General features: G+C 36.3%; 22 protein-coding genes. 8 read left to right on the top strand and 14 right to left on the bottom strand.

The window, feature by feature from the left end:
* Positions 1-150 precede the first annotated feature (150 nt).
* Positions 151-777 (top strand): trimeric intracellular cation channel family protein, encoded by a 627-nt coding sequence (locus I6U50_RS03495; protein WP_193709730.1) that lies wholly within the window; start codon positions 151-153, stop codon positions 775-777.
* A gap of 160 nt (positions 778-937) precedes the next feature.
* Here the strand turns inward: I6U50_RS03495 and I6U50_RS03500 are convergent, their stop codons facing one another.
* The 8 genes from I6U50_RS03500 to I6U50_RS03535 form a co-directional block, all read right to left on the bottom strand.
* Positions 938-1,351: a YeeE/YedE family protein gene (locus I6U50_RS03500; RefSeq protein ID WP_198637854.1), complete on the bottom strand. Its 414-nt coding sequence runs from the start codon at positions 1,349-1,351 to the stop codon at positions 938-940.
* 9 nt (positions 1,352-1,360) lie between these two features.
* Positions 1,361-1,918, bottom strand: coding sequence for a YeeE/YedE family protein (locus I6U50_RS03505; protein WP_198637855.1), 558 nt, complete (start codon positions 1,916-1,918; stop codon positions 1,361-1,363).
* A 263-nt stretch (positions 1,919-2,181) separates the two neighbouring features.
* On the bottom strand, positions 2,182-3,078 hold the full coding sequence (locus I6U50_RS03510) for an NAD(P)-dependent oxidoreductase (RefSeq protein WP_198637856.1): 897 nt from the start codon (positions 3,076-3,078) through the stop codon (positions 2,182-2,184).
* Between the two features lie 28 nt (positions 3,079-3,106).
* Positions 3,107-3,688: a helix-turn-helix domain-containing protein gene (locus I6U50_RS03515; RefSeq protein ID WP_198637857.1), complete on the bottom strand. Its 582-nt coding sequence runs from the start codon at positions 3,686-3,688 to the stop codon at positions 3,107-3,109.
* A gap of 214 nt (positions 3,689-3,902) precedes the next feature.
* The gene (locus tag I6U50_RS03520; protein ID WP_193709735.1) at positions 3,903-4,043 is read right to left on the bottom strand and encodes a hypothetical protein; all 141 of its coding nucleotides are present in this window, start codon (positions 4,041-4,043) and stop codon (positions 3,903-3,905) included.
* A 54-nt stretch (positions 4,044-4,097) separates the two neighbouring features.
* Positions 4,098-5,639: an acyl-CoA carboxylase subunit beta gene (locus I6U50_RS03525; RefSeq protein ID WP_193709736.1), complete on the bottom strand. Its 1,542-nt coding sequence runs from the start codon at positions 5,637-5,639 to the stop codon at positions 4,098-4,100.
* A gap of 123 nt (positions 5,640-5,762) precedes the next feature.
* Positions 5,763-7,205, bottom strand: a complete 1,443-nt coding sequence (gene accC, locus I6U50_RS03530) for an acetyl-CoA carboxylase biotin carboxylase subunit (RefSeq protein WP_198637858.1) — start codon at positions 7,203-7,205, stop codon at positions 5,763-5,765.
* Positions 7,206-7,260: 55 nt separating this feature from the next.
* Entirely contained in the window at positions 7,261-7,746 is a 486-nt protein-coding gene (locus I6U50_RS03535) for an acetyl-CoA carboxylase biotin carboxyl carrier protein subunit (protein WP_198637859.1), read from the bottom strand.
* A gap of 165 nt (positions 7,747-7,911) precedes the next feature.
* On the opposite strand from I6U50_RS03535, the gene I6U50_RS03540 reads away from it, so the two are divergent.
* Positions 7,912-8,325 (top strand): PepSY-like domain-containing protein, encoded by a 414-nt coding sequence (locus I6U50_RS03540; RefSeq protein ID WP_198637860.1) that lies wholly within the window; start codon positions 7,912-7,914, stop codon positions 8,323-8,325.
* A 79-nt stretch (positions 8,326-8,404) separates the two neighbouring features.
* Here I6U50_RS03540 and I6U50_RS03545 read toward each other — a convergent pair whose 3' ends face one another.
* Both I6U50_RS03545 and I6U50_RS03550 read right to left on the bottom strand, forming a co-directional pair.
* Positions 8,405-9,751, bottom strand: a complete 1,347-nt coding sequence (locus I6U50_RS03545; RefSeq protein ID WP_198627310.1) for an MBL fold metallo-hydrolase — start codon at positions 9,749-9,751, stop codon at positions 8,405-8,407.
* Positions 9,732-10,664: a sterol desaturase family protein gene (locus I6U50_RS03550; protein WP_198637861.1), complete on the bottom strand. Its 933-nt coding sequence runs from the start codon at positions 10,662-10,664 to the stop codon at positions 9,732-9,734. Before I6U50_RS03550 ends, I6U50_RS03545 begins: the two co-directional genes overlap by 20 nt.
* Positions 10,665-11,180: 516 nt before the next feature.
* On the opposite strand from I6U50_RS03550, the gene I6U50_RS03555 reads away from it, so the two are divergent.
* The 5 genes from I6U50_RS03555 (at position 11,181) to I6U50_RS03575 (ending at position 14,631) form a co-directional block, all read left to right on the top strand.
* Positions 11,181-11,543 (top strand): hypothetical protein, encoded by a 363-nt coding sequence (locus I6U50_RS03555; RefSeq protein ID WP_198637862.1) that lies wholly within the window; start codon positions 11,181-11,183, stop codon positions 11,541-11,543.
* A gap of 52 nt (positions 11,544-11,595) precedes the next feature.
* The gene (locus tag I6U50_RS03560) at positions 11,596-12,003 is read left to right on the top strand and encodes a DoxX family protein (RefSeq protein WP_198637863.1); all 408 of its coding nucleotides are present in this window, start codon (positions 11,596-11,598) and stop codon (positions 12,001-12,003) included.
* 31 nt (positions 12,004-12,034) lie between these two features.
* Complete coding sequence (locus tag I6U50_RS03565; RefSeq protein ID WP_198637864.1) at positions 12,035-12,451, top strand: DsrE family protein; 417 nt, start codon at positions 12,035-12,037, stop codon at positions 12,449-12,451.
* 34 nt (positions 12,452-12,485) lie between these two features.
* The gene (locus I6U50_RS03570) at positions 12,486-12,905 is read left to right on the top strand and encodes a DsrE family protein (RefSeq protein ID WP_198637865.1); all 420 of its coding nucleotides are present in this window, start codon (positions 12,486-12,488) and stop codon (positions 12,903-12,905) included.
* A 70-nt stretch (positions 12,906-12,975) separates the two neighbouring features.
* Complete coding sequence (locus I6U50_RS03575) at positions 12,976-14,631, top strand: bifunctional metallophosphatase/5'-nucleotidase (RefSeq protein WP_198637866.1); 1,656 nt, start codon at positions 12,976-12,978, stop codon at positions 14,629-14,631.
* A gap of 153 nt (positions 14,632-14,784) precedes the next feature.
* Here the strand turns inward: I6U50_RS03575 and I6U50_RS03580 are convergent, their stop codons facing one another.
* The 4 genes from I6U50_RS03580 to I6U50_RS03595 form a co-directional block, all read right to left on the bottom strand.
* Positions 14,785-15,399 (bottom strand): class I SAM-dependent methyltransferase, encoded by a 615-nt coding sequence (locus tag I6U50_RS03580; RefSeq protein WP_198637867.1) that lies wholly within the window; start codon positions 15,397-15,399, stop codon positions 14,785-14,787.
* Between the two features lie 7 nt (positions 15,400-15,406).
* Positions 15,407-16,447, bottom strand: coding sequence for a cytochrome d ubiquinol oxidase subunit II (locus I6U50_RS03585; protein WP_198627317.1), 1,041 nt, complete (start codon positions 16,445-16,447; stop codon positions 15,407-15,409).
* A gap of 2 nt (positions 16,448-16,449) precedes the next feature.
* Positions 16,450-17,751 (bottom strand): cytochrome ubiquinol oxidase subunit I, encoded by a 1,302-nt coding sequence (locus tag I6U50_RS03590; protein ID WP_198637868.1) that lies wholly within the window; start codon positions 17,749-17,751, stop codon positions 16,450-16,452.
* A 251-nt stretch (positions 17,752-18,002) separates the two neighbouring features.
* Positions 18,003-18,353, bottom strand: a complete 351-nt coding sequence (locus tag I6U50_RS03595) for a DUF983 domain-containing protein (RefSeq protein ID WP_193709750.1) — start codon at positions 18,351-18,353, stop codon at positions 18,003-18,005.
* A gap of 91 nt (positions 18,354-18,444) precedes the next feature.
* On the opposite strand from I6U50_RS03595, the gene I6U50_RS03600 reads away from it, so the two are divergent.
* Positions 18,445-19,326 (top strand): helix-turn-helix domain-containing protein, encoded by an 882-nt coding sequence (locus I6U50_RS03600; RefSeq protein ID WP_193709751.1) that lies wholly within the window; start codon positions 18,445-18,447, stop codon positions 19,324-19,326.
* Position 19,327 lies beyond the last annotated feature (1 nt).

Genomic DNA, 19,327 nt, shown 5'->3' on the forward strand with positions numbered 1-19,327 from the left:
TGGTTCAAAAAAAGAAAAAATTCTTAGCTTTTCATAATTAACTATACCTTTGCCTAAAATCATCTATCAAAAAGATAGGCCAAGCATTTGTATTATAACCTATAATTTCGGGAAAAGCCCCGGGATTTTTAATTCTCGAATATCAAGTAAATGGAATTTACCTTATTTAATATTCTAGACATCCTGGGAACCATAGCCTTTGCAATCTCCGGTGCCCTGGCAGCTATGGACCGCAGGCTGGACCTTTTCGGAATTTTTATTATTGGGTTTGTTACTGCCATTGGTGGTGGTACCCTAAGGGACACCCTTATTGGCAATACTCCCGTTACCTGGATGGAAAATACCATTTATGTGTATTTAATTGGAGCAGTTACCATTTTAGCCATAATTTTTCGGAACAAAATTAATTATCTTAAAAAGTCGCTATTTCTTTTTGATACTATTGGTTTAGGAATCTTTACCATTACCGGAGTAGAAATAGGCATAAGAAATGATCTCGATCCTATAATTTGTGTTGCCATAGGAGCCATGACAGGTACTTTTGGCGGTGTTATTCGTGATATACTTTGTAATGAAATTCCGGTTATCTTTAGAAAAGAAATCTACGCTACTGCCTGTATCGTTGGCGGACTGGTTTTTGTAATTATGCACGATTTGGAGGTTAATCGGGATATTATATATCTCACCACCTCAATAATTGTAATTGCCATTAGGTTAATTGTAGTAAAATATCATATTTCACTCCCCTATTTCTATATTTCTTCCGAAAAAAAGTGACCTACCTAGGGGCAAGCCCAAAAGGCATTCGTTGGAAACAAATTTTTAATTTCGAGACAAGCCTCGGGGTATTCTACCCTTTGGCGGTACCAATAAATTAAAGTACCTAATGCCCCCCCGGCTAATTAAATTCAAAATATAGCCGGGAAACATTTTTATTTTAATGCGGAAGTTTTTTACGAAGTAAGCCATATAAAAAAGTACCGAGTAGTGATCCGGCAAAAACAATTAATATAGGCATAAAACCTGCACCTATTAAGGTAAAGATGGGGCCGGGACAGGCACCTGCAAGCGCCCAACCTAATCCAAAAATAATCCCTCCATACATATAACGGCTAAAACTTTTCTCCTTAGGAATAAAAGTGATTCGTTGCCCGAAAAAAGATTTTAGGTTATTCCTTTTAATAACCTGAACACCAATTACACCTAAAACCAAAGCAGAACCTATAATTCCATACATATGAAAAGATTGAAACTGGAACATCTCATAGATTCTAAACCAGGAAGCAGCTTCAGATTTAAACATTACGATTCCAAAAAATATACCTATCAATAAATATCCTACACTTCTCATAATTTCAATTTAAAATATTAACGGAAATAAAATGTGCACCATTAGTAACCCACCTACAAAAAAGCCGATTACGGCTATTAAAGAAGGTAATTGCAGGTTACTTAAACCTGAAATTGCGTGACCAGAGGTACAGCCCCCGGCATAACGCGCACCAAAGCCAATTAAAATTCCTCCAACTAAAAGAATGATTAAAGCTTTGATACCACCTACAGATTCCCAGGTAAAGAGTTCGGTAGGTAAATAAGCCTCTCCTGCACTATTAAAGCCCAGTTCCTTTAAGTTGCTAACGGTTTCTGGATTTATAGCCACAGAAAGATCATTGCTTAAAAAATTTGCGGCAATAAAACCACCAATGATGGCTCCAACAACTACAATAAGGTTCCAACGTTGCGATTTCCAGTCGAAATCAAAAAAATCGGCTTTAGAATCTGCCCCGCAAAGCGTACACATAGTCCTTAGGTTAGAAGACATCCCAAAACCTTTACCGATAAAGATTAGTAAAAACATTATTAAAGCAATAAGTGGTCCTGCTACATACCAGGGCCACGGCTCAAAAATCCATTCCATAGTTTCTTTTTTTTTTTCGAAATGCAAATTAACTGCAAATTTTCAATTAAGACAGTAACAATTGTTACAGGAAAAACCTATTAAAAAAATAGATTGTCTGAAAAGTTTTTAAAATCGTCATCCTGAATTTATTTCAGAGCCTGCCCCGATTATTTTTTCGGGGATCTAAGATTTTGATAATCAAAACATCTTAGAAGCTGAAAACAAGTTCAGCTTGACGAAACCAGCCTCTTCGTACTAATGTCTATAAATATTCTCTCGAACTAATTAAAATAAGATTTTAAATTCTCCAGTACTTTTTTAGATAGACGCTCCTGGGTTTCGGCAGTCCAGCCGGCACTTTTTTGATAGGAAATAAGTCCACTCATCTCTTTTACAGCTTCAGAAAGTGACGCACCTCCATCCCCATCAAAAATCCCATAATTAGTCTCAATTTTTAACCAATCAACAAAAGCTTTTTCATTAAAAGGTAGCCCCAATGAAGTATTGATTAGGATTTTACCTGAACCTAAGTGTTTAAACTCTCTCGCTCCCAATATCCTGGTATTTTTAGGAAGATGTAGCGAGATTATTTCTGAAGTTTTTAGTAGTTCTTCCAATGGTAAATAGGTAAGGCCTTTAGCTTCCCAATCTTTTTTTCGGGTTCTGCTAAAATAATAAATATCGGCGTTGAGGGCCAGTAAGGCTTTCGCCAATAATTGACCGGTAGTACCCAAACCTATAATTCCAATCTTTTTACCGGTGATCTCTACCGGCATTTCACGCCATTGGTTTTTACCAAATCCATGAAGCAAACGAATTAATTCAGAGATTATAAACTCTACCACTCCGGGATCTCCATAGTCAAAAATTCCTTTTACGCTAATTCCTTTTTCCCTCGCAAAATCTACGGCTACATTCGCCGATTCATCGTCATAAAGACTGCAAGCCATGCCTATATATTTAAGCTGACCGCATTTTTTAATTACACTTTTAGGGATTTGTGTTTTCCAGGAAACGATAATTGCTTCGGCTTCCCCAATCCTGTCAATAAGTTCCTTTTCTGAATCGGGGCTATCTTTAGAGACGGTAACCTCAGCGCTACTATATTCCTGGAGCTCTTCTATGGCCCAATCTTTAAGTTTAGTATGGTCTACACAAACAACTTTATTGAATTTCATATAATCTACACTAACGTATCCTTGAAAATTATCTTAAGAATGGTATTCTAAGCACATATTTAGGGCTTTTGGACTTTTTTATTCTAATTGAATTATAAACAATCAAAGTTACATTCAAAATATAAAGAATAACAAAATATGCCGTAATCACTAACGGGTTTAAACGCAACGAAATAGAAATATCAAAAATAATCCTAACAAAAATTAACAGGTAAAATAAAAATATGAAAAGACACCACGTTATTTGAAAATTGACTACTTCCTTTCCAACTTCGTCCACTTTATGAACATTATTTTTCTTAGAAACCCACATCACCAACGGAATTAGAACACCTAAAATTGGGAAGAAAAGAAAGCTTAGTGCCGAAGTATTAAGCAAAACCAAATAAGAGCTGTTCTTTTCTAACTTCCAATCAATAAGCTCCTCTGAAGTTACACCAAGCCCTTTAGCTATGCGTTGTAAAGTATCTCCTCTTGGTTGGGTCTCTCCTTTCTCAATACGTTGAATGGTTCTTAAACTAATACCGGATTCTTCTGCTAAAAACTCCTGGGAAAAACCTTTTCTCTTTCTTAGTTCAATTAATCTATTTGCTAACTCATTATCTTTCATAAATATTATTTAATGTTTTAGCAAATCTATACTGAAGCCTGGAAAAATCTTGCGACACACTTATGACATATTTACGCCAGGTCTGTCCCACAGCAGGATAAGACACATTTTTGTTGGTTTAAATTTAAGTAAACTACCTCGAGGTGTTACACCCTTTGGCCCTGCCAATAAACCTAAGTTTTAATGGTACTTATAAAAAATCTTATATGTATTATTATTCCCATTCAGGAAGGATTGTTTCATCGTAAGCCTGGCTTAATAATATATCGTCTTCATAAACTCTATGAGCGATTTCAAATTCCAACTCTAACTTTTTTCTTTCAAGCTTTATATTTGATGTAGTAATTTTAGACATATTCTTTAATCTTTATGTGTTAGTTGTTCTAAAAATAAACAAAAACAAATTAATTTATAGGGGAATATTCCCATGTTTACGCTCTGGCCTTAGTACCTCCTTGTTTTCCAGCATACTAAAACCTTTCAGCAATTTTCTACGTGTTTCCTGTGGCATAATCACCTCATCTATAAATCCGCGTTGCGCAGCTTCAAAAGGATTGGCAAAAGTCTCGGCATATTCAGCTTCCTTTTCGGCCAGTTTTGCTTCACTATCTTCAGCTTCTTTAATTTCCTTTCTAAAAATAATCTCACTAGCTCCTTTGGCTCCCATTACGGCAATTTCGGCAGTTGGCCAGGCAAAATTAAGGTCGGCACCAATATGCTTGGAATTCATTACATCGTAAGCCCCACCATAAGCTTTTCGGGTAATTACGGTAACTTTTGGTACCGTAGCTTCACTAAGTGCATAAAGTAACTTGGCCCCGTGTAAAATAATACCGTTCCATTCCTGGTCTGTACCCGGCAAAAACCCCGGAACATCTACCAATACCAACAATGGAATATTAAAGCAGTCGCAAAACCGGGTAAAACGAGCTGCTTTTTTAGACGAATCTACATCTAAAACCCCGGCCAGGCTCATGGGTTGGTTGGCAACAATTCCAATACTTCTTCCGCCCAGGCGGGCAAAACCAACAATAATATTTTCGGCATAGTCTTTATGGATTTCAAAAAACGAATCTGTATCAATAATTCCCTTTATTACCTCATGCATATCATAAGGCTTTGTAGAACTGTCGGGTACAATACTATCCAGTTCTTCCCGAATTTCGTCTCCCATTGTATAGGGAAGTTTTTCCGGTGTTTTTTTGTTATTCTGCGGCATATAGCTTACCAGTTTCCTGATATCTTCCAGGCAGGCAATATCATTAAAAGAAGTGATATGTGTAACCCCAGATTTTGTGGCGTGGGTGGAAGCCCCGCCTAGCTCTTCGGAAGTCACTTCTTCGTTGGTTACCGTTTTTACCACATTTGGACCGGTTACAAACATATAGCTGGTATCCTGCACCATAAGGGTGAAATCTGTCATGGCAGGCGAATAAACAGCTCCGCCGGCACAAGGCCCCATTATAGCTGAAATTTGTGGAATTACACCTGAAGCTTTTACATTTCTATGAAAAATATCGGCATAGCCTCCCAAAGATTTTACTCCCTCCTGAATTCTGGCTCCTCCTGAATCGTTTAAGCCAATCATGGGGGCTCCTACCTTTACCGCAAGATCCATTACCTTACAAATTTTCTCTGCATGTGTTTCTGAAAGAGAACCACCAAAAACGGTAAAATCCTGGGCGAAAATATAAACCAGTTTTCCGTTAATGGTACCGTATCCGGTTACCACGCCATCCCCATAAAATTTTTGATCTTCCATTCCGAACCCGGTAGTTCTATGGGTTACCAAAATCCCCATTTCTTCAAAAGAACCTTCGTCTAATAGATAATCTATACGTTCGCGGGCCGTAAGTTTCTTTTTCTCATGTTGCCTGGCTATTCGATCTTCTCCTCCACCTAGTTTCGCCTTCTTAATTTTATCCTGTAACTTTTCTATATTCTGACTCATCAATATTTTCTTTTACTCAGTTATCGAGATTCACATACTTCAAGGTATCACTCGAAATTGATTTTTTCTTTAATATTTTATGGACAAGAGATGCTTTATGCTAACTCAAAAAGAATTATTATTTCAGTTTTGAGGGATACGCAACTGCTGCTTATCTTCAAGGTATTTTTTTAAAGCTACCAATGCCGCAAGTTTTGCTTCTTCCTGAATTTCATCTTCAAGTTTTTCAGCGGAATAATACTTTTTCACAAAATGTGTGTCAAAGTTTCCACTCCTAAAAGCCTCATGTTCAAAAACAAACTTACCAAAAGGAAGCGTGGTCATTAACCCTTCAACTTCGTATTCATGTATGGCCTTCAGCATTAATTGAATTGCTTCCTCGCGGGTTTTCCCGTACGTAATTAATTTTGATAACATGGGGTCGTAATAAATAGGAACTTCCATCCCTTCTTCAAAACCATTATCAACCCGAATATTTACTCCTTTTGGAATAGTATATTTTTTCAATTTACCTACGCTTGGCATAAAATTATCCATAGGGTCTTCAGCATACACTCGAAGTTCAACTGCGTGTCCTCTAATTTTTAAGTCTTCCTGTAGCAAATTTAATTTTTCGCCCCGGGCTATTTTAACTTGCTGCTCTACCAGGTCTATCCCCGTTATATATTCGGTAACGGGATGTTCTACCTGCAAACGGGTATTCATCTCCAGGAAATAAAAGTTTTTATGTTCGTCGAATAAAAATTCAACCGTACCGGCACCTACATAATCACAGGCCTTTGCCACCTTTACGGCTGCTTTTCCCATTTGTTTCCGCAGTTTGTAGTCTAACACCACCGAGGGTGCTTCTTCTACTACTTTTTGATGTCTACGTTGAATACTGCACTCACGTTCAAAAAGATGAAAGTAATTTCCGTGGGAATCGGCCAGCACCTGAATTTCTATGTGCCTGGGTGATGAAACATATTTTTCGATAAAAACGGCCCCATCACCAAAAGCCGACTCAGCCTCGCTAATAGCACGTTTCATTTGGTCTTCAAGGTCTTTTTCTTCTTCTACAATACGCATTCCCTTTCCCCCACCACCGGCAGAGGCTTTTATAAGAATAGGAAAGCCAATTTTCCTGGCAATTTCTTTGGCTTTATCCACATTGGTTATGGCCTTGTCTATACCGGGAACCATAGGAATATCGTATGCTTTTACTGCATCTTTAGCGGCCAGTTTACTTCCCATAATTTTAATGGCTTTAGAGCCGGGACCTATCCAGGTAATACCATTCTTTTCAACATTTTCGGCAAAATTGGCATTTTCACTTAAAAAACCGTATCCCGGATGAATGCCGTCTACCCCTAAATCTTTCGCAACTTCAATTATTTTATCTCCTTTAAGGTACGACTCGTTAGACGGTGCTTCACCAACGCAAACGGCTTCATCGGCAAATTTTACGTGGGGTGCATTCCTGTCGGCTGTAGAAAAAATGGCCACGGTTTTAATTCCCATTTTTTGAATGGTCTTCATAAGCCTAAGTGCAATCTCTCCCCTATTTGCTACTAATATTTTCTTCATTTTAATAATTTTGAATTTAAATTCAGTAAAAGCTTTTTAAACCTTATTTTCTGAATTATTCCATTTCAATTAACAACTGATTCTTTTCTACGGTTTCCCCTTTTTGAACTGAAACAGATTTAACTACTCCATCTCTGGGAGCTACAAGTGTATTCTCCATTTTCATGGCCTCTAAAACCAACAGGTAATCTCCTTCGTTTACCGTATCACCTTCCTTAACATTTACTTCAAGGATAAGTCCCGGCATTGGTGCTTTAAGATCATTGACCTTTTGGGCAGCACCAAGGGAAAGCCCCATTTCTTCTATAAGTAAATCCAACTCGTTAGAAATGGCCACTTTATAGGTATTAGAATTAATTTTGATGTCGTATTGTCGCTGCAGGAAATCTTTGGAAACAACTTCAGCTTTAAAACTGCGGTTTTCCTGCAATAAGTGGTAATGTTTATCTGTAATTTGTTGAGTATCTAGAGAAGCAATCTGGTTTTTAGTAAATTCAAATGTATAGGCATCATTTACGGTAACCTTATAATTTTTATCCATAGTTTCTTTTTTCAAATTTAATTTGAAGCTTGTTTTGTAAATATAGAAAATCGTTTGAAACTAATTTAAAGACAAATCAGAATTACCCGGTATAAATTCACAAAAGTTTAAAATAACCCTGAATTACATTTCTTATTTTAGGGTAAAACCAAAAAACTAAGAATTATGAAAAAATTATTTTTAACAGGCTTATTGGTATTTTTAGGAATCACTTTTGGGCATGCTCAAAAATCTGAATTACCCGAAATGGTATCGGCCTACGTTTCGCAACTTTTTCCGAATGAAAAAATTAAAACTGTAGAAATTGATAAAGGAGATAATTGGAAAAAATTTGAAATTAAAATGTCTGAAGGTACCGAACTTAGTTTCGACCAGAATAACCAGCCAACTGAAATAAAGTGTAAAAGCGGAATTCCTGCACCAGCTTTACCCCTTAATATTGCTGGTTACATAACTAAAAACCATCCAAATATCAAAATTATAGAATATGAAATGGATAAAGAAGGACACGAAGTTAAACTGGAAAATGGAGATGAACTGGAATTTGATTCAAAAGGAAATTTTGTAGAAATGGATTAATAGATTTTTCCCTTTAAATTAAAAAATCCCCGTAGAGAATAATTTTACGGGGATTTTTGATTAAATAAGTGCCTAAAGATTATTTGTCGCTAAACTCTTTAATTGCTTCGCTTAAATCGTATACTTTAGCATCTTTGAATTTATTTTCAAGAATACTGCTTCCGGCAGCCGAACGATACCCACCTGCGCAATGCACCATAAAAGGTTTACCTTCGGGAAGCTCATCGGCACGGTTTCTTAGTTCGTTTAATGGAATAGCTACCGCATCTTCAAAAATCTTACCTTCTGCAACTTCACCTTCATTTCTAATATCTACAATGGTATAGTTTTCTTTATTTGCTTTAAAATCTTCCAGGTCGAAATTATCTGAAGTTTTAGAAGCTTTTTCAGATAAAGTTAATACACCTTTCATCTGCTTTTCATAACCAATTTTTGCAGTTCTTTCCAATAAATCATCAATTTGATCTACACTTTCAACTACCAGGTAAAAAGCTTCATTGGGCTCTATAATTGCGCCCAGCCAGGTTTCGTATTTATCACCTTGAGATCTGGCCATAATATTGATACTGTTGGATAGATGACCTTTTTTGTAAACATCTCCATCACGAGCGTCTACAACAGTTACCCCCTCTTCTGGTGCTTCATCTACATTAAGTTTTACCGGCACGCCATATTTTGCTTTTTGTACATTTAAAGCACCACTTCTATTCAAGTCTACATTAAACCCAAAATAAGAAGGAATAAAAGGCTGATCTTTTAAGATTTCTGCTACAAACTCTTCTTCGGTTTGGTCTTTAAAAGCCCAGTTACCCTGGCGCTCATTACCTAAGGTACTGGAAGAAGCATCACTCATATTTTTCCCACAAAGGGAACCTGCACCGTGTGCCGGGTAAATTAAAGTATCATCGGGCAAATGAGTAAACTTGTTTTGCATGGTGTGGTACATTTGCTTTGCCAATTCTACGCGTTTTGCCTTCATATTCCCGGCTTTTTCGCGTAAATCTGGTCTTCCTACATTACCAATAAACAGGGTATCTCCACTAAACATAGCTGTTTCGCCATTTTCTTCAGCTATAAAAGTTAAACTATCTGGCGAGTGACCCGGCGTGTGCAAGGCTTTTACACTAACACTGCCTATTTTAACATCATCTCCTTCATCAAAAGCTGTATGTGGATAGTCTACCCCAACTTTCTCGCTGATATAAATTTTAGCACCGGTTTCTTGCTGGATTTGTAAATGCCCACTTACAAAATCGGCGTGCGGATGCGTTTCAAAAACTGCCACAATTTTCGCCCCGTTTTCTTCGGCATATTTGTAATACTGCATAGGATTACGGCTGGGATCTACCAGTGCCATTTCACCATTACTTACAAGGGCATAAGAATAATGCGCTAAGGCTTCGTCTTTAAATTGTTTTATTTTCATTATATATACTCTTTTTATTGTTATTAAATTGATTCTTTACTTTACTTTTTCTAAATGGAAAAGCCATTTGATTTTTAAAGTCTTCAGGAAATTCTTCATCTCCTTCAAAACCCAATTCTATACTCTTCCCTTCCTTCGGAATATAAGCCGTGCCAAATAAATAATCCCAAATACTAAGGCTTAAGCCAAAGTTCATACCGTATGGCCTATCTTCCGGAAGCGCTTTTGCGTGATGCCAAATATGCATCTTCGGATTGTTGAGAAGATACCCAAACACCCCATAGTTCCAACCTACATTGGCATGATTTAGATGTCCTATAAAGACTGCGAACATATGTACAACAAAAAATTCCTGAATTCCAAAGCCTATCATAGCCAGGGGAATATACTGCACCGATTTATATATTATGGTTTCCATAAAATGAAACCTAAACTGTGCTGCAAAACCCATTTCCTTTACGCTGTGATGTACTTTATGGAATTCCCATAGCCAGGGCTGTTTATGCAATTGCCTATGAACGTTCCATTGTATAAAATCTGCAATCACAAACATAATTAGTAACTGTACCCAAACCGGGAAATCCTGAACTTCGATAGCTACAATATTGGTAATTCCAAAAAGCCCCAGAAAATCATTAAATAATTCTACAGCCACATTAGAAAGTGCATTATAGCCAACCAACGAAAACAGGAAAAAATTAAATAAAATATAGAACGTATCCAGCCAGAACCCTTTACGGAAAAGCTTTTGATCTTTTCTCCAGGGAATCACTATTTCCAGCATCCAAACCAGAACTGACAACCCTATAAGCCAATAAAAATAATTGGTCCAGGATGGATTACTAATTTCATTTACCAAATAATTAAAATATCCGGTAAAAGAATTGGTTATTATTTGAATGTACTTTTCCAAACAGTTAAAAATTTCTTGCAGCAAAAATATAATAATCTTACACTTCGGGCAGTAACTTTTGTTACAGTTGCCATAAAGCAGCTTTGTAAACTACCTCGGGGCAAGCCCACGAGGCATTCGTTGGAAACAAATTTTTAATTTCGAGGCAAGCCTCGGAATATTAAAGCCTTTGGCGGTGCCAATAATATGACTTTAAAAGCTTAAAGGCTGTATTAGTTCCGGGATATATACTAATAAAATAGAGGCTGTCTGAAAAGTCTATTCTCGTCAAGCTGAACTTGTTTCAGCTTCTAACATGTTGTTAATTACCAACACGTTAGATCCCCGATAAAGAATCGGGGCAGGCTCTGAAATAAATTCAAGATGACGATTTTAAAACCTTTTCAGACAGCTTCACCCAACAACAAGTTCTTCTTTTTAAAGTTGAATAGAATTCTAAAGCCTATATTCTTTAACAACTATTTGTAACATTTGTAACAAATAGCTTATACGGTTTGTTTTATCTTCGCGCATTAAATGCAGTTTAAAACTTACATAGCAATTTTTTTTGCCGCTATTTTCCTCGGAAAATTCCTGGTACTGGATGCCCGAATGCTTCACAGCGTAATGGATGCCGAAGGTATTGCATTGATAAATCCCTTTTGTAAGAAAAGTGCCCAACAAACTACCGACGATATTTTAAGTCAGGATTCTTCTGTTTTGGTCATATCCAGTGATGCTGTATGCAATAGCTTCTTTTATTTTAGCAGTCCTTATTTACCTGGACAGGAGATTAAAAATAATTTTCACGATTTTAATTATCAAAACCCAGCTGTAATTTCCAGCTATTTCTCCAAAGACTACCCCCCTCCAAAGGCATTAGTGACATACATGATATAAAATCTGGGACCTTTTCCCGGAACCTATTATTATTCACTAATTCTAAAGTTTTATGAATTCACAAATTTTAGTGAGTCGTCGCTCTATTCAATTATTACGGGTGATGCTCAGCGGGATATTTCTCGTGGCCAGTTTACATCATTTACTTAATATCGAAAAAACAGTAAAAAGAATAGACCAGGCCAATTTTAAAGGAATCGCCTATTTTTTTGGAAACCCCGAAATATTGGTAATTCTGTCTGGTGTAGTTATGCTTATCGCAGGTTTTGGCCTTCTTATAGGCTTTAAAACACGCTGGGCAGCAATAATTCTAATGCTTGTTTTAATCCCGATAACCCTTACCGTACAGGTTGGACAAATTACGAGCCTGGGGCCACTTTTTAAAAACATCGCCATTGCAGGCGGACTCCTGTTTTTTATCCTAAACAATTTTAAAGATCAACAAACAACAAAAATATAAACGGCTGCTTCAGCCATAAAATTTATCAAAAATGAAAAATTCAATTTTAATATTCACGGCCTTAATTATGCTGTTCTCTGTAGGCTCACAAGCCCAAGATCACAATCCTAAAAAAAACAACTATGTGGTTTTAACCAAAAAGATTCCGCAGCTAAAACCTATTTTAATTACAGTAGAAGAATTACAGAAAGAAGATGGGCATCATTTTGGTGACTTTCAGATTATTGTTTGCGGTAAGACCGTAAAAGGCTTAACCGATAAAAACCAAATACAAGGCTTTGTGCAACAGGCAAAAGAACTGGATATTAGTCTTATGGCCTGTGGGTTCTCTCTCAATAAATTTGGTGTAGACCCTAAACAAATTCCGTCTGAAATGGATATTGTGGAAAATGGCATTCTCTATAATTTTCAACTTCAGAAAAAAGGATATACCAGTATAGAGCTATAAAAGAATTTGATTTTAACGAAATAATATAATAGAGATGAAGAATAAAATAGGAATTCTATTCATTTTAATAATCTTGGGGGTTTCGGGGTTTGCACAAACCCAACCAGCACCCAATAAAAACAATTATGTGGTTTTAACCTCAAAGATTCCACAGTTACCCCCCATTATACTTACCGCTGAAGCTTTAAAAAAAGAAGACGGGAACAAGTTTGGTGATTTTCAGATAGTGCTTTATGGCAGCAATGTAGAAGGACTAACAAATAAAGAGCAAATGGAGAGCTATACCAAAAAAGCTGAGGCTGCGGGTGTACAAATTTATGTTTGTAAACTCTCTATAAATCACCTAAACATTAATCCCAAAGACCTACACCCGCATATAAAGGTGGTTAACCATGCATTTACCCATCTTTTACAATTGCAGAAGAATAAAAATTATTACAGTATAGAGCTTTAGGGTCTCAGCTCTTATAGATAAAACTGCTAAAAGCACTGGTTGATTAAAGTTTAAAAACAATACTTATCATATGAATTTCAAAAAAAGAATAAAGAAAATTTCACTCTTGTTTTCCGGGGTTATAGCCATTGGGTTATTTGCCTCGTGTAAAGATGTAGAGAAGAAAGATCAGGAAAATAATAAAGAAAAAGCTACTAAAATTACCATTTTACAAACCGCAGATATTCATGGGCAATTAGATGCCCACCCGGAATTGTTTTGGGAAAATGAAGAAATTGTATTTAAAGAACGTGGTGGTTTGGCACATATTAAGACCTTATTTGAAAAAGAACGAGCCAACAATCCTAATACAGTTATTTTTGACGGTGGCGATCTTATTCAGGGAAGTGGCTATGCAGCACTTTCTGAGGGAAAAATATTCCCAGAAATTATTAAAAATATGGATTATGACCTTATTGTACCCGGAAACTGGGAAGTGGTTTATGGCAAGAAAATAATGATGGACGTTTTGCAGGGCTTTGAAACTCCTGTTATTGTTCAAAATATGTTTCACGAAAAAGATAAAAAAGAGCTTTTTCCTCCTTATTGGATTAAAGAAATTGAAGGTGTAAAACTAGGCTTTATTGGAATAAATGATCCCGATGTTCCTGTAAGGCAAAATCCTATTTTTAGTAAAGGCATTGACTTTAGCGGATTGGAAGATGGTGTAAAAGAATTGATTCAGAAAGTAAAAAAAGAGGAAAAAGTTGATGCCCTGTTCCTGGTGACCCATTTTGGTATTTTTAAACAGGTAGAATTGGCCAGCAACCCAATTGCCAAAGATGTAGATTATATTTTTGGGAATGACACCCACGAACGTGTTAGGCAACCCATTAAGGGCAAATATGCCAAAGTAACCGAGCCAGGTGCATTTGGTTCGTTTGTAGGAAAGCTTAACCTATACTTTAAGGATGGAGAAATTGTAGATGAGGAGTATGAACTGATAGAAGTAGACCCTAAAAAATATCCGGCCGACCCCGAAATTGCCAAACTGGTAAAAGAGGCAAAAGCACCTTACAAAGAACATTTAGAAACTGTGGTTGGTTATACCACAACCCCACTTTACCGATATTTAACGGCAGAAAACCCTATGGATAATATGATTACCGATGCAGCAAGGTGGAAAACCGGTGCCGATATCTCTATTTCTAACGGTTTTCGTTTTGGAAATCCAATAGTACCAGAAAATGGTGAGCCTGCTCCCATCACTAGGGCCAATTTATGGAATTTGCTTCCGGTAAACGAAAAAATAAAAACCGGAAGAGCCAGTGGAAAACAAATAAAAGATTGGTTGGAGAATGAAATGCACAATGCATTTGCCCAAAACCCCACCGAACGCTTCGGCGGTTGGTTGGTAAGATTCTCTGGCATGGAAGTAGATTTTAATTCTCAAAATGAAAAAGGAGAACGCATACAATCGGTTACTGTAAACGGAGAAGAAATGCAAGAAGAGGAATATTATACTATTTCAGCTTGTGTGCGCCCCGGTGACCCCATAGATAATTTATGCCGAATGCCAAACGTAAAAGATGTAGAGGTAAAAGATTATACTATTCATGAAGTGGTAGAAGAGTACCTACAAAAAAACTCCCCTGTTTCGCCAGGTTTAGATGGTAGGTCTTACTGTGAGTTTTTGGGAGAAAAATCATTCTCAACCGTACCCGGCACAAACTATGAGTTTCACTAAGTAAACCACCTCGGGGTGTTATACCCTTTTGCGGTGCTAATAAAAGAAAAGACCGGATGAAAAGCCTGTTATCGTCAATCTGATTCGGGAAATAATGAAGATTCTATAAGCTTTTCATCCGGCCTTGTTTATTTGGATAATTTTAAATGTTTTCTATTTTTTTCTAAAGCAACAAAACGTAAAATTCTGAACGGCTCCTGTTGGGGTTGTATGGTCTATATTTTTACTCTTTAGAAGATTAAAATTATCTGCCAATAAATTTTTGAGATCTTCATCATTATATTGTTTGATAGTACGGCCGCTGCATTTCTCGGGCCCATTTTTTGAGAAGGTTGCTATAATCACATAACCCCCGGGAATAACCGATTTTTCCAGGATTTGCAAATAATTTTCAATTTGTTGGTCTTCCGTTAGAAAGTGAAAAGCAGCCCTATCGTGCCAGAGATGATAAGTTTTTGTAGGTTTAAATGAAGTGACATCGGCATTTATCCAGGTTACTTTTTCGGCCTCCTCCCCTAATCGGTTTTTTGCCTTTTCCAAAGATGCTTTAGAGATATCCAACACTGAAATATCGCGATAACCATCTTTCAATAAAAAATCTACCAAATTAGAGTCTCCTCCACCAATATCTACAATCTTAGAAGTAAAGGGCAGTTCCAATTCCTGAATAAAACTTAATGAAGTACCGGGTTTTTCTTGGTACCAACTTGTTTCAGGATAAGATTTCTTTGTATATACATTTTGCCAATGTGATTCTGCTTCATTCATAGCTGAATTATTTAGAGTTATTTTTTTGAGGTTTTTCAAGTACTTTAATCATATTAAAAGAACGCATTAAATGAAAAAGGCCCGGTAAAATTATAAAACCACCAATTAAGAGCATAATTGCCAGGTTACTAATGGTAGCATCTGGCGCAAGATTTTCCAACAGACTTACTTCCTTATCTGAAGTAATTATAATATAGGGAAAATGAGCATAAAGTGCTGCAAAAAGAATTAAAATAACCTGGGAAATGGCCAGATATCTACTGGCAATTCTATATTCCTTTTTAATAGCTTTCCAGAGTGGAATTAACAAAACTCCAGATAGCGCTACACACGCCAGGGAAACCGGGTTATGTATAAAATCTTTTATAAATTTTACGTTGTTGAGATATCCAAAACTAATTAATATAAATCCCAGCCCTACCAAAACCGAAGTAAAAAAAGCTGAATTTTTCACATAGTGTTTTCGGGCTTTGCCATCGGCCTCTCCAATTAAAAGCGTGGAAGCTAAAAACGCACAAAGCGCAGCATAAAATAAGCCCACTAACAAACTAAAAATATTAAGCCAGTGTTGCATAAAAAGATCGTAAAACCCATAGTTTTCATAATCTTCGGTAATAATAATCTTACCGCCAATTAATGTTCCAAAAGACATTCCTAAAAATACCGGGGTTACAAAACTTCCTATTCTAAAAAGCCAGTTATACCAAAATTGGGAACCATCTACAACGGCATCATAATGTCTAAAAACAAAAGCAACCCCACGCAAGGTAATTCCTAACAACACCAGGGTTAAGGGAATATGTAAATATATTATCATAATGTTGAAGTAGGCCGGAAATGCTACCCATAAAATTACAAGCATAATGATTAACCAAATATGATTTGCTTCCCAAATTGGCCCCATAACCCTATAAATGGTATCCTTGGTTTGTTCCCTGTTTTTTGCAGAAGAAAAGAGCTCTACAATTCCGGCACCAAAATCGGCACCACCAAGCAGCACATACAGGAGTAATGAAAACAACAGAAAAAATAAAACTACATACAGCATAATTAATCTTTAGTTTGATTTAGGGATTTTATTTGTCGATTCATCAACCAGGTAACTGTTAATCCTAAAACTGTATACAAGAACAAGTAAAAGAAAAAGCTATATTTCATACCCGGCATTGGTGTCACTGCTTCCTCTGTACGCATAATTTGGTGAATTATCCAGGGTTGGCGACCAACTTCGGTAACTATCCAACCGGCTTCTACAGCAACAAAGCCCAACGGTGCCACTATTATAAAGAGTAACCAATAATATTTGCTATGAAGCCAATTTTTCTTCTTTAAACTAATAAAATAAATAAGTCCGGCAAACATCAATAAAGTTCCAATCCCTACCATAATTTGAAACGCGTAATGAACAATAGCAACCGGAGGCAGCTCATCATCGGGGAAATCGTTTAATCCTTTTACCTCTGCATCAAAATCACCAAATGCCAGAAAGGATAAAGCTTTCGGAATTTCAATTTTATGGGATACTGTTCTATTTTCTTCATCTACTATCCCTCCAATATAAAGTGGCGCACCTTTTTTAGTTTTATAATGTGCCTCCATAGCCGCCAATTTTACCGGTTGGCGTTCGGCTACATCTTTTGCAGAAAGGTCTCCACTAAGAGGTTGTAGGAAAGCAGCTATTGCCCCAAAAACAATTGCGATTTTAAAAGCTTTAGTGTTCAATTCTACATTTCTTTTTCTAAAAATTTGAAACGCATGCACCCCGGCTACCCCAAAACTGGTGGCTACAAACGCAGCTAAAGTCATATGCAATGCCTGGGTGAACCAGGCAGGGTTTAGCAAGGCTGCCACGGGGTCTATGTTAGTAAATTCGCCATTAATATAATCAAAGCCAGAAGGGGCATTCATCCACCCATTGGCCGAAACTACCAATATACCTGAAGCCACACCCGAAATACCAATAATTATCCCGGTAAACCAATGAAATTTCTCGGGCAATTTATTCCAACCGTAGAGATAAAATCCAAGCGCAATGGCTTCTACAAAAAATGCAGCACCTTCTAAAGAAAAAGGCATCCCTATAATAGGGCCTGCATGCTTCATAAATTCTGGCCATAGCATTCCAAGTTCAAAAGAAAGGGCGGTACCAGAGACTGCCCCGGTAACAAAAAAAATGGCAACTCCTTTTAGCCAGGCCATAGTTAATCTTTTATAGATAGGATCTCTGGTTTTAAGCCACTTATGATGCGATAATACCATAAAAAATGGCATAACCATACCAATACAGGCAAATATAATATGAAAGCCAAGGGTAAAGGCCATTTGTAGACGGGCGTAATCTAAATTTTCCATCAACTTTTAGTTTCGTATTAAGGTGTAAAGAAATTTCAATTTTGAACCCATAAATTTAGGGAAAAACCTGGCGGTATCCTGACGGTAATCGGCATATTTTGGATACTTTAAGCACAATTGTTCTTATTCATTTTAGAATGTATCAAAAAATAGCTGAATAAGAATTTGATGCTATTTTTATAGGTCAAAATTGCATAGAGCCTAATTGAATCCCTAAGCCTCCATCGCACATAATACAACGGCTTTTTTATTTAATCCCTGAAGAACAGATAAATCCAAATAGATCTTGATAATTTAAAATTAACCGTACACAACAAAAATGCGACTAGAACAATAATAAAGAAAACTCTTAAAGGTGATAAATCAATAAGCCACCAAAACAATACAAGGCTCGCTATCATTTGCGCTACAGAAAGGGAATAACTTACATACATGGCTCCAAAAAAAAAGCCGGTTTCTATCTCAAATTTATAATTGCAAACAGGGCACAAATCATTCATTTTGGGAAATCTCAATAAAAGCAGGTTTCCACTATTCCTAAAAATATTACCTTTTTTACAATTAGGACATTTACATTGCAAAGCATTTATAACTTTATTCATAAAAGCATTTATTTTATTGCAAAATTAAAGCAGTACTTAAGAGTTGTCCTTGTAATATATTCGCAACATTTTGTACTTTTAGGACATTTGTATGAAAATACCAATTTTAAATATTAATCAGTTTAAAGAATCTGCCTCTATAAATGATGTATATGTAAATACATTCTCTAACCATATACAGATTAATAAGAATTTGATTAATAAACCACATAGTCATAACTTCTACTTGTGTGTACTTTTTACCGAAGGTACCGGAACGCACGAAATTGACTTTAATTCTTATACTATAAAACCCGGCATGGTTTTCTTTTTAAAGCCGGGGCAAACGCATTTTTGGAAATTTAAAACAGCTCCCGAAGGATTTATCTTTTTTCACTCTCAAGAGTTCTATGACCTTAAGTTTTTGGAGCATACGCTTTTTTCTTTTCCGTTTTTTTATTCATATCAAAATCCTCCGGTATTAGAACTAGATTCCCAGAAAAATTATGAATTACAGCTTAAGTTTCTAGAAGTTTATAAGGAGTATTCACAAAGGAACCTTCTAAGGGAGCTAAAAATTGTAAACTTACTTAACAACATTTATATAGAGCTAACGAGAATCTACACACTTAATATTGATTTAGAAAAACTTAGTTCCTCAAATTATCCCAACATACTTGCTACTCTGGAGAATTTAATAAATACGAATTTCTATAATGAGAAATTCCCTAAATTTTATGCCGATAAATTAAACATAACCACTAAGCATCTTAACAGAGTGGTAAAAAAAACAATAAATAAAACGACTAGCCAATTAATTTCCGAAAGAATAATTCTGGAAGCAAAACGCTTAATTGTACATTCTAATGGAAATCTTGCAGACACCGCATTTACACTTGACTTTTCAGACTATGCCTATTTCTCTAAATTTTTTAAATCAAAAACAGGCATAACACCTTTAGAGTTTAAAAAAAGATACTTAATGAAGTATTGAT

Origin of the sequence: Salegentibacter maritimus (genome assembly GCF_016236975.1) — a bacterium.
Lineage (GTDB): Bacteria > Bacteroidota > Bacteroidia > Flavobacteriales > Flavobacteriaceae > Salegentibacter > Salegentibacter maritimus.

What these genes read in the sequence shown, in the direction of transcription:
- I6U50_RS03545 (WP_198627310.1), bottom strand. Translation starts at nt 9,751, where the DNA reads ATGAAAATAAAACAATTTAAAGACGAAGCCTTAGCGCATTATTCTTAT.
- I6U50_RS03585 (WP_198627317.1), bottom strand. Translation starts at nt 16,447, where the DNA reads ATGCTGTATGTAGTTTTATTTTTTCTGTTGTTTTCATTACTCCTGTAT.
- I6U50_RS03515 (WP_198637857.1), bottom strand. Translation starts at nt 3,688, where the DNA reads ATGAAAGATAATGAGTTAGCAAATAGATTAATTGAACTAAGAAAGAGA.
- I6U50_RS03560 (WP_198637863.1), top strand. Translation starts at nt 11,596, where the DNA reads ATGAATTCACAAATTTTAGTGAGTCGTCGCTCTATTCAATTATTACGG.
- I6U50_RS03520 (WP_193709735.1), bottom strand. Translation starts at nt 4,043, where the DNA reads ATGTCTAAAATTACTACATCAAATATAAAGCTTGAAAGAAAAAAGTTA.
- I6U50_RS03495 (WP_193709730.1), top strand. Translation starts at nt 151, where the DNA reads ATGGAATTTACCTTATTTAATATTCTAGACATCCTGGGAACCATAGCC.
- I6U50_RS03565 (WP_198637864.1), top strand. Translation starts at nt 12,035, where the DNA reads ATGAAAAATTCAATTTTAATATTCACGGCCTTAATTATGCTGTTCTCT.
- I6U50_RS03595 (WP_193709750.1), bottom strand. Translation starts at nt 18,353, where the DNA reads ATGAATAAAGTTATAAATGCTTTGCAATGTAAATGTCCTAATTGTAAA.
- accC (WP_198637858.1), bottom strand. Translation starts at nt 7,205, where the DNA reads ATGAAGAAAATATTAGTAGCAAATAGGGGAGAGATTGCACTTAGGCTT.
- I6U50_RS03535 (WP_198637859.1), bottom strand. Translation starts at nt 7,746, where the DNA reads ATGGATAAAAATTATAAGGTTACCGTAAATGATGCCTATACATTTGAA.
- I6U50_RS03500 (WP_198637854.1), bottom strand. Translation starts at nt 1,351, where the DNA reads ATGAGAAGTGTAGGATATTTATTGATAGGTATATTTTTTGGAATCGTA.
- I6U50_RS03590 (WP_198637868.1), bottom strand. Translation starts at nt 17,751, where the DNA reads ATGGAAAATTTAGATTACGCCCGTCTACAAATGGCCTTTACCCTTGGC.
- I6U50_RS03505 (WP_198637855.1), bottom strand. Translation starts at nt 1,918, where the DNA reads ATGGAATGGATTTTTGAGCCGTGGCCCTGGTATGTAGCAGGACCACTT.
- I6U50_RS03570 (WP_198637865.1), top strand. Translation starts at nt 12,486, where the DNA reads ATGAAGAATAAAATAGGAATTCTATTCATTTTAATAATCTTGGGGGTT.
- I6U50_RS03540 (WP_198637860.1), top strand. Translation starts at nt 7,912, where the DNA reads ATGAAAAAATTATTTTTAACAGGCTTATTGGTATTTTTAGGAATCACT.
- I6U50_RS03510 (WP_198637856.1), bottom strand. Translation starts at nt 3,078, where the DNA reads ATGAAATTCAATAAAGTTGTTTGTGTAGACCATACTAAACTTAAAGAT.
- I6U50_RS03600 (WP_193709751.1), top strand. Translation starts at nt 18,445, where the DNA reads ATGAAAATACCAATTTTAAATATTAATCAGTTTAAAGAATCTGCCTCT.
- I6U50_RS03580 (WP_198637867.1), bottom strand. Translation starts at nt 15,399, where the DNA reads ATGAATGAAGCAGAATCACATTGGCAAAATGTATATACAAAGAAATCT.
- I6U50_RS03525 (WP_193709736.1), bottom strand. Translation starts at nt 5,639, where the DNA reads ATGAGTCAGAATATAGAAAAGTTACAGGATAAAATTAAGAAGGCGAAA.
- I6U50_RS03575 (WP_198637866.1), top strand. Translation starts at nt 12,976, where the DNA reads ATGAATTTCAAAAAAAGAATAAAGAAAATTTCACTCTTGTTTTCCGGG.
- I6U50_RS03555 (WP_198637862.1), top strand. Translation starts at nt 11,181, where the DNA reads ATGCAGTTTAAAACTTACATAGCAATTTTTTTTGCCGCTATTTTCCTC.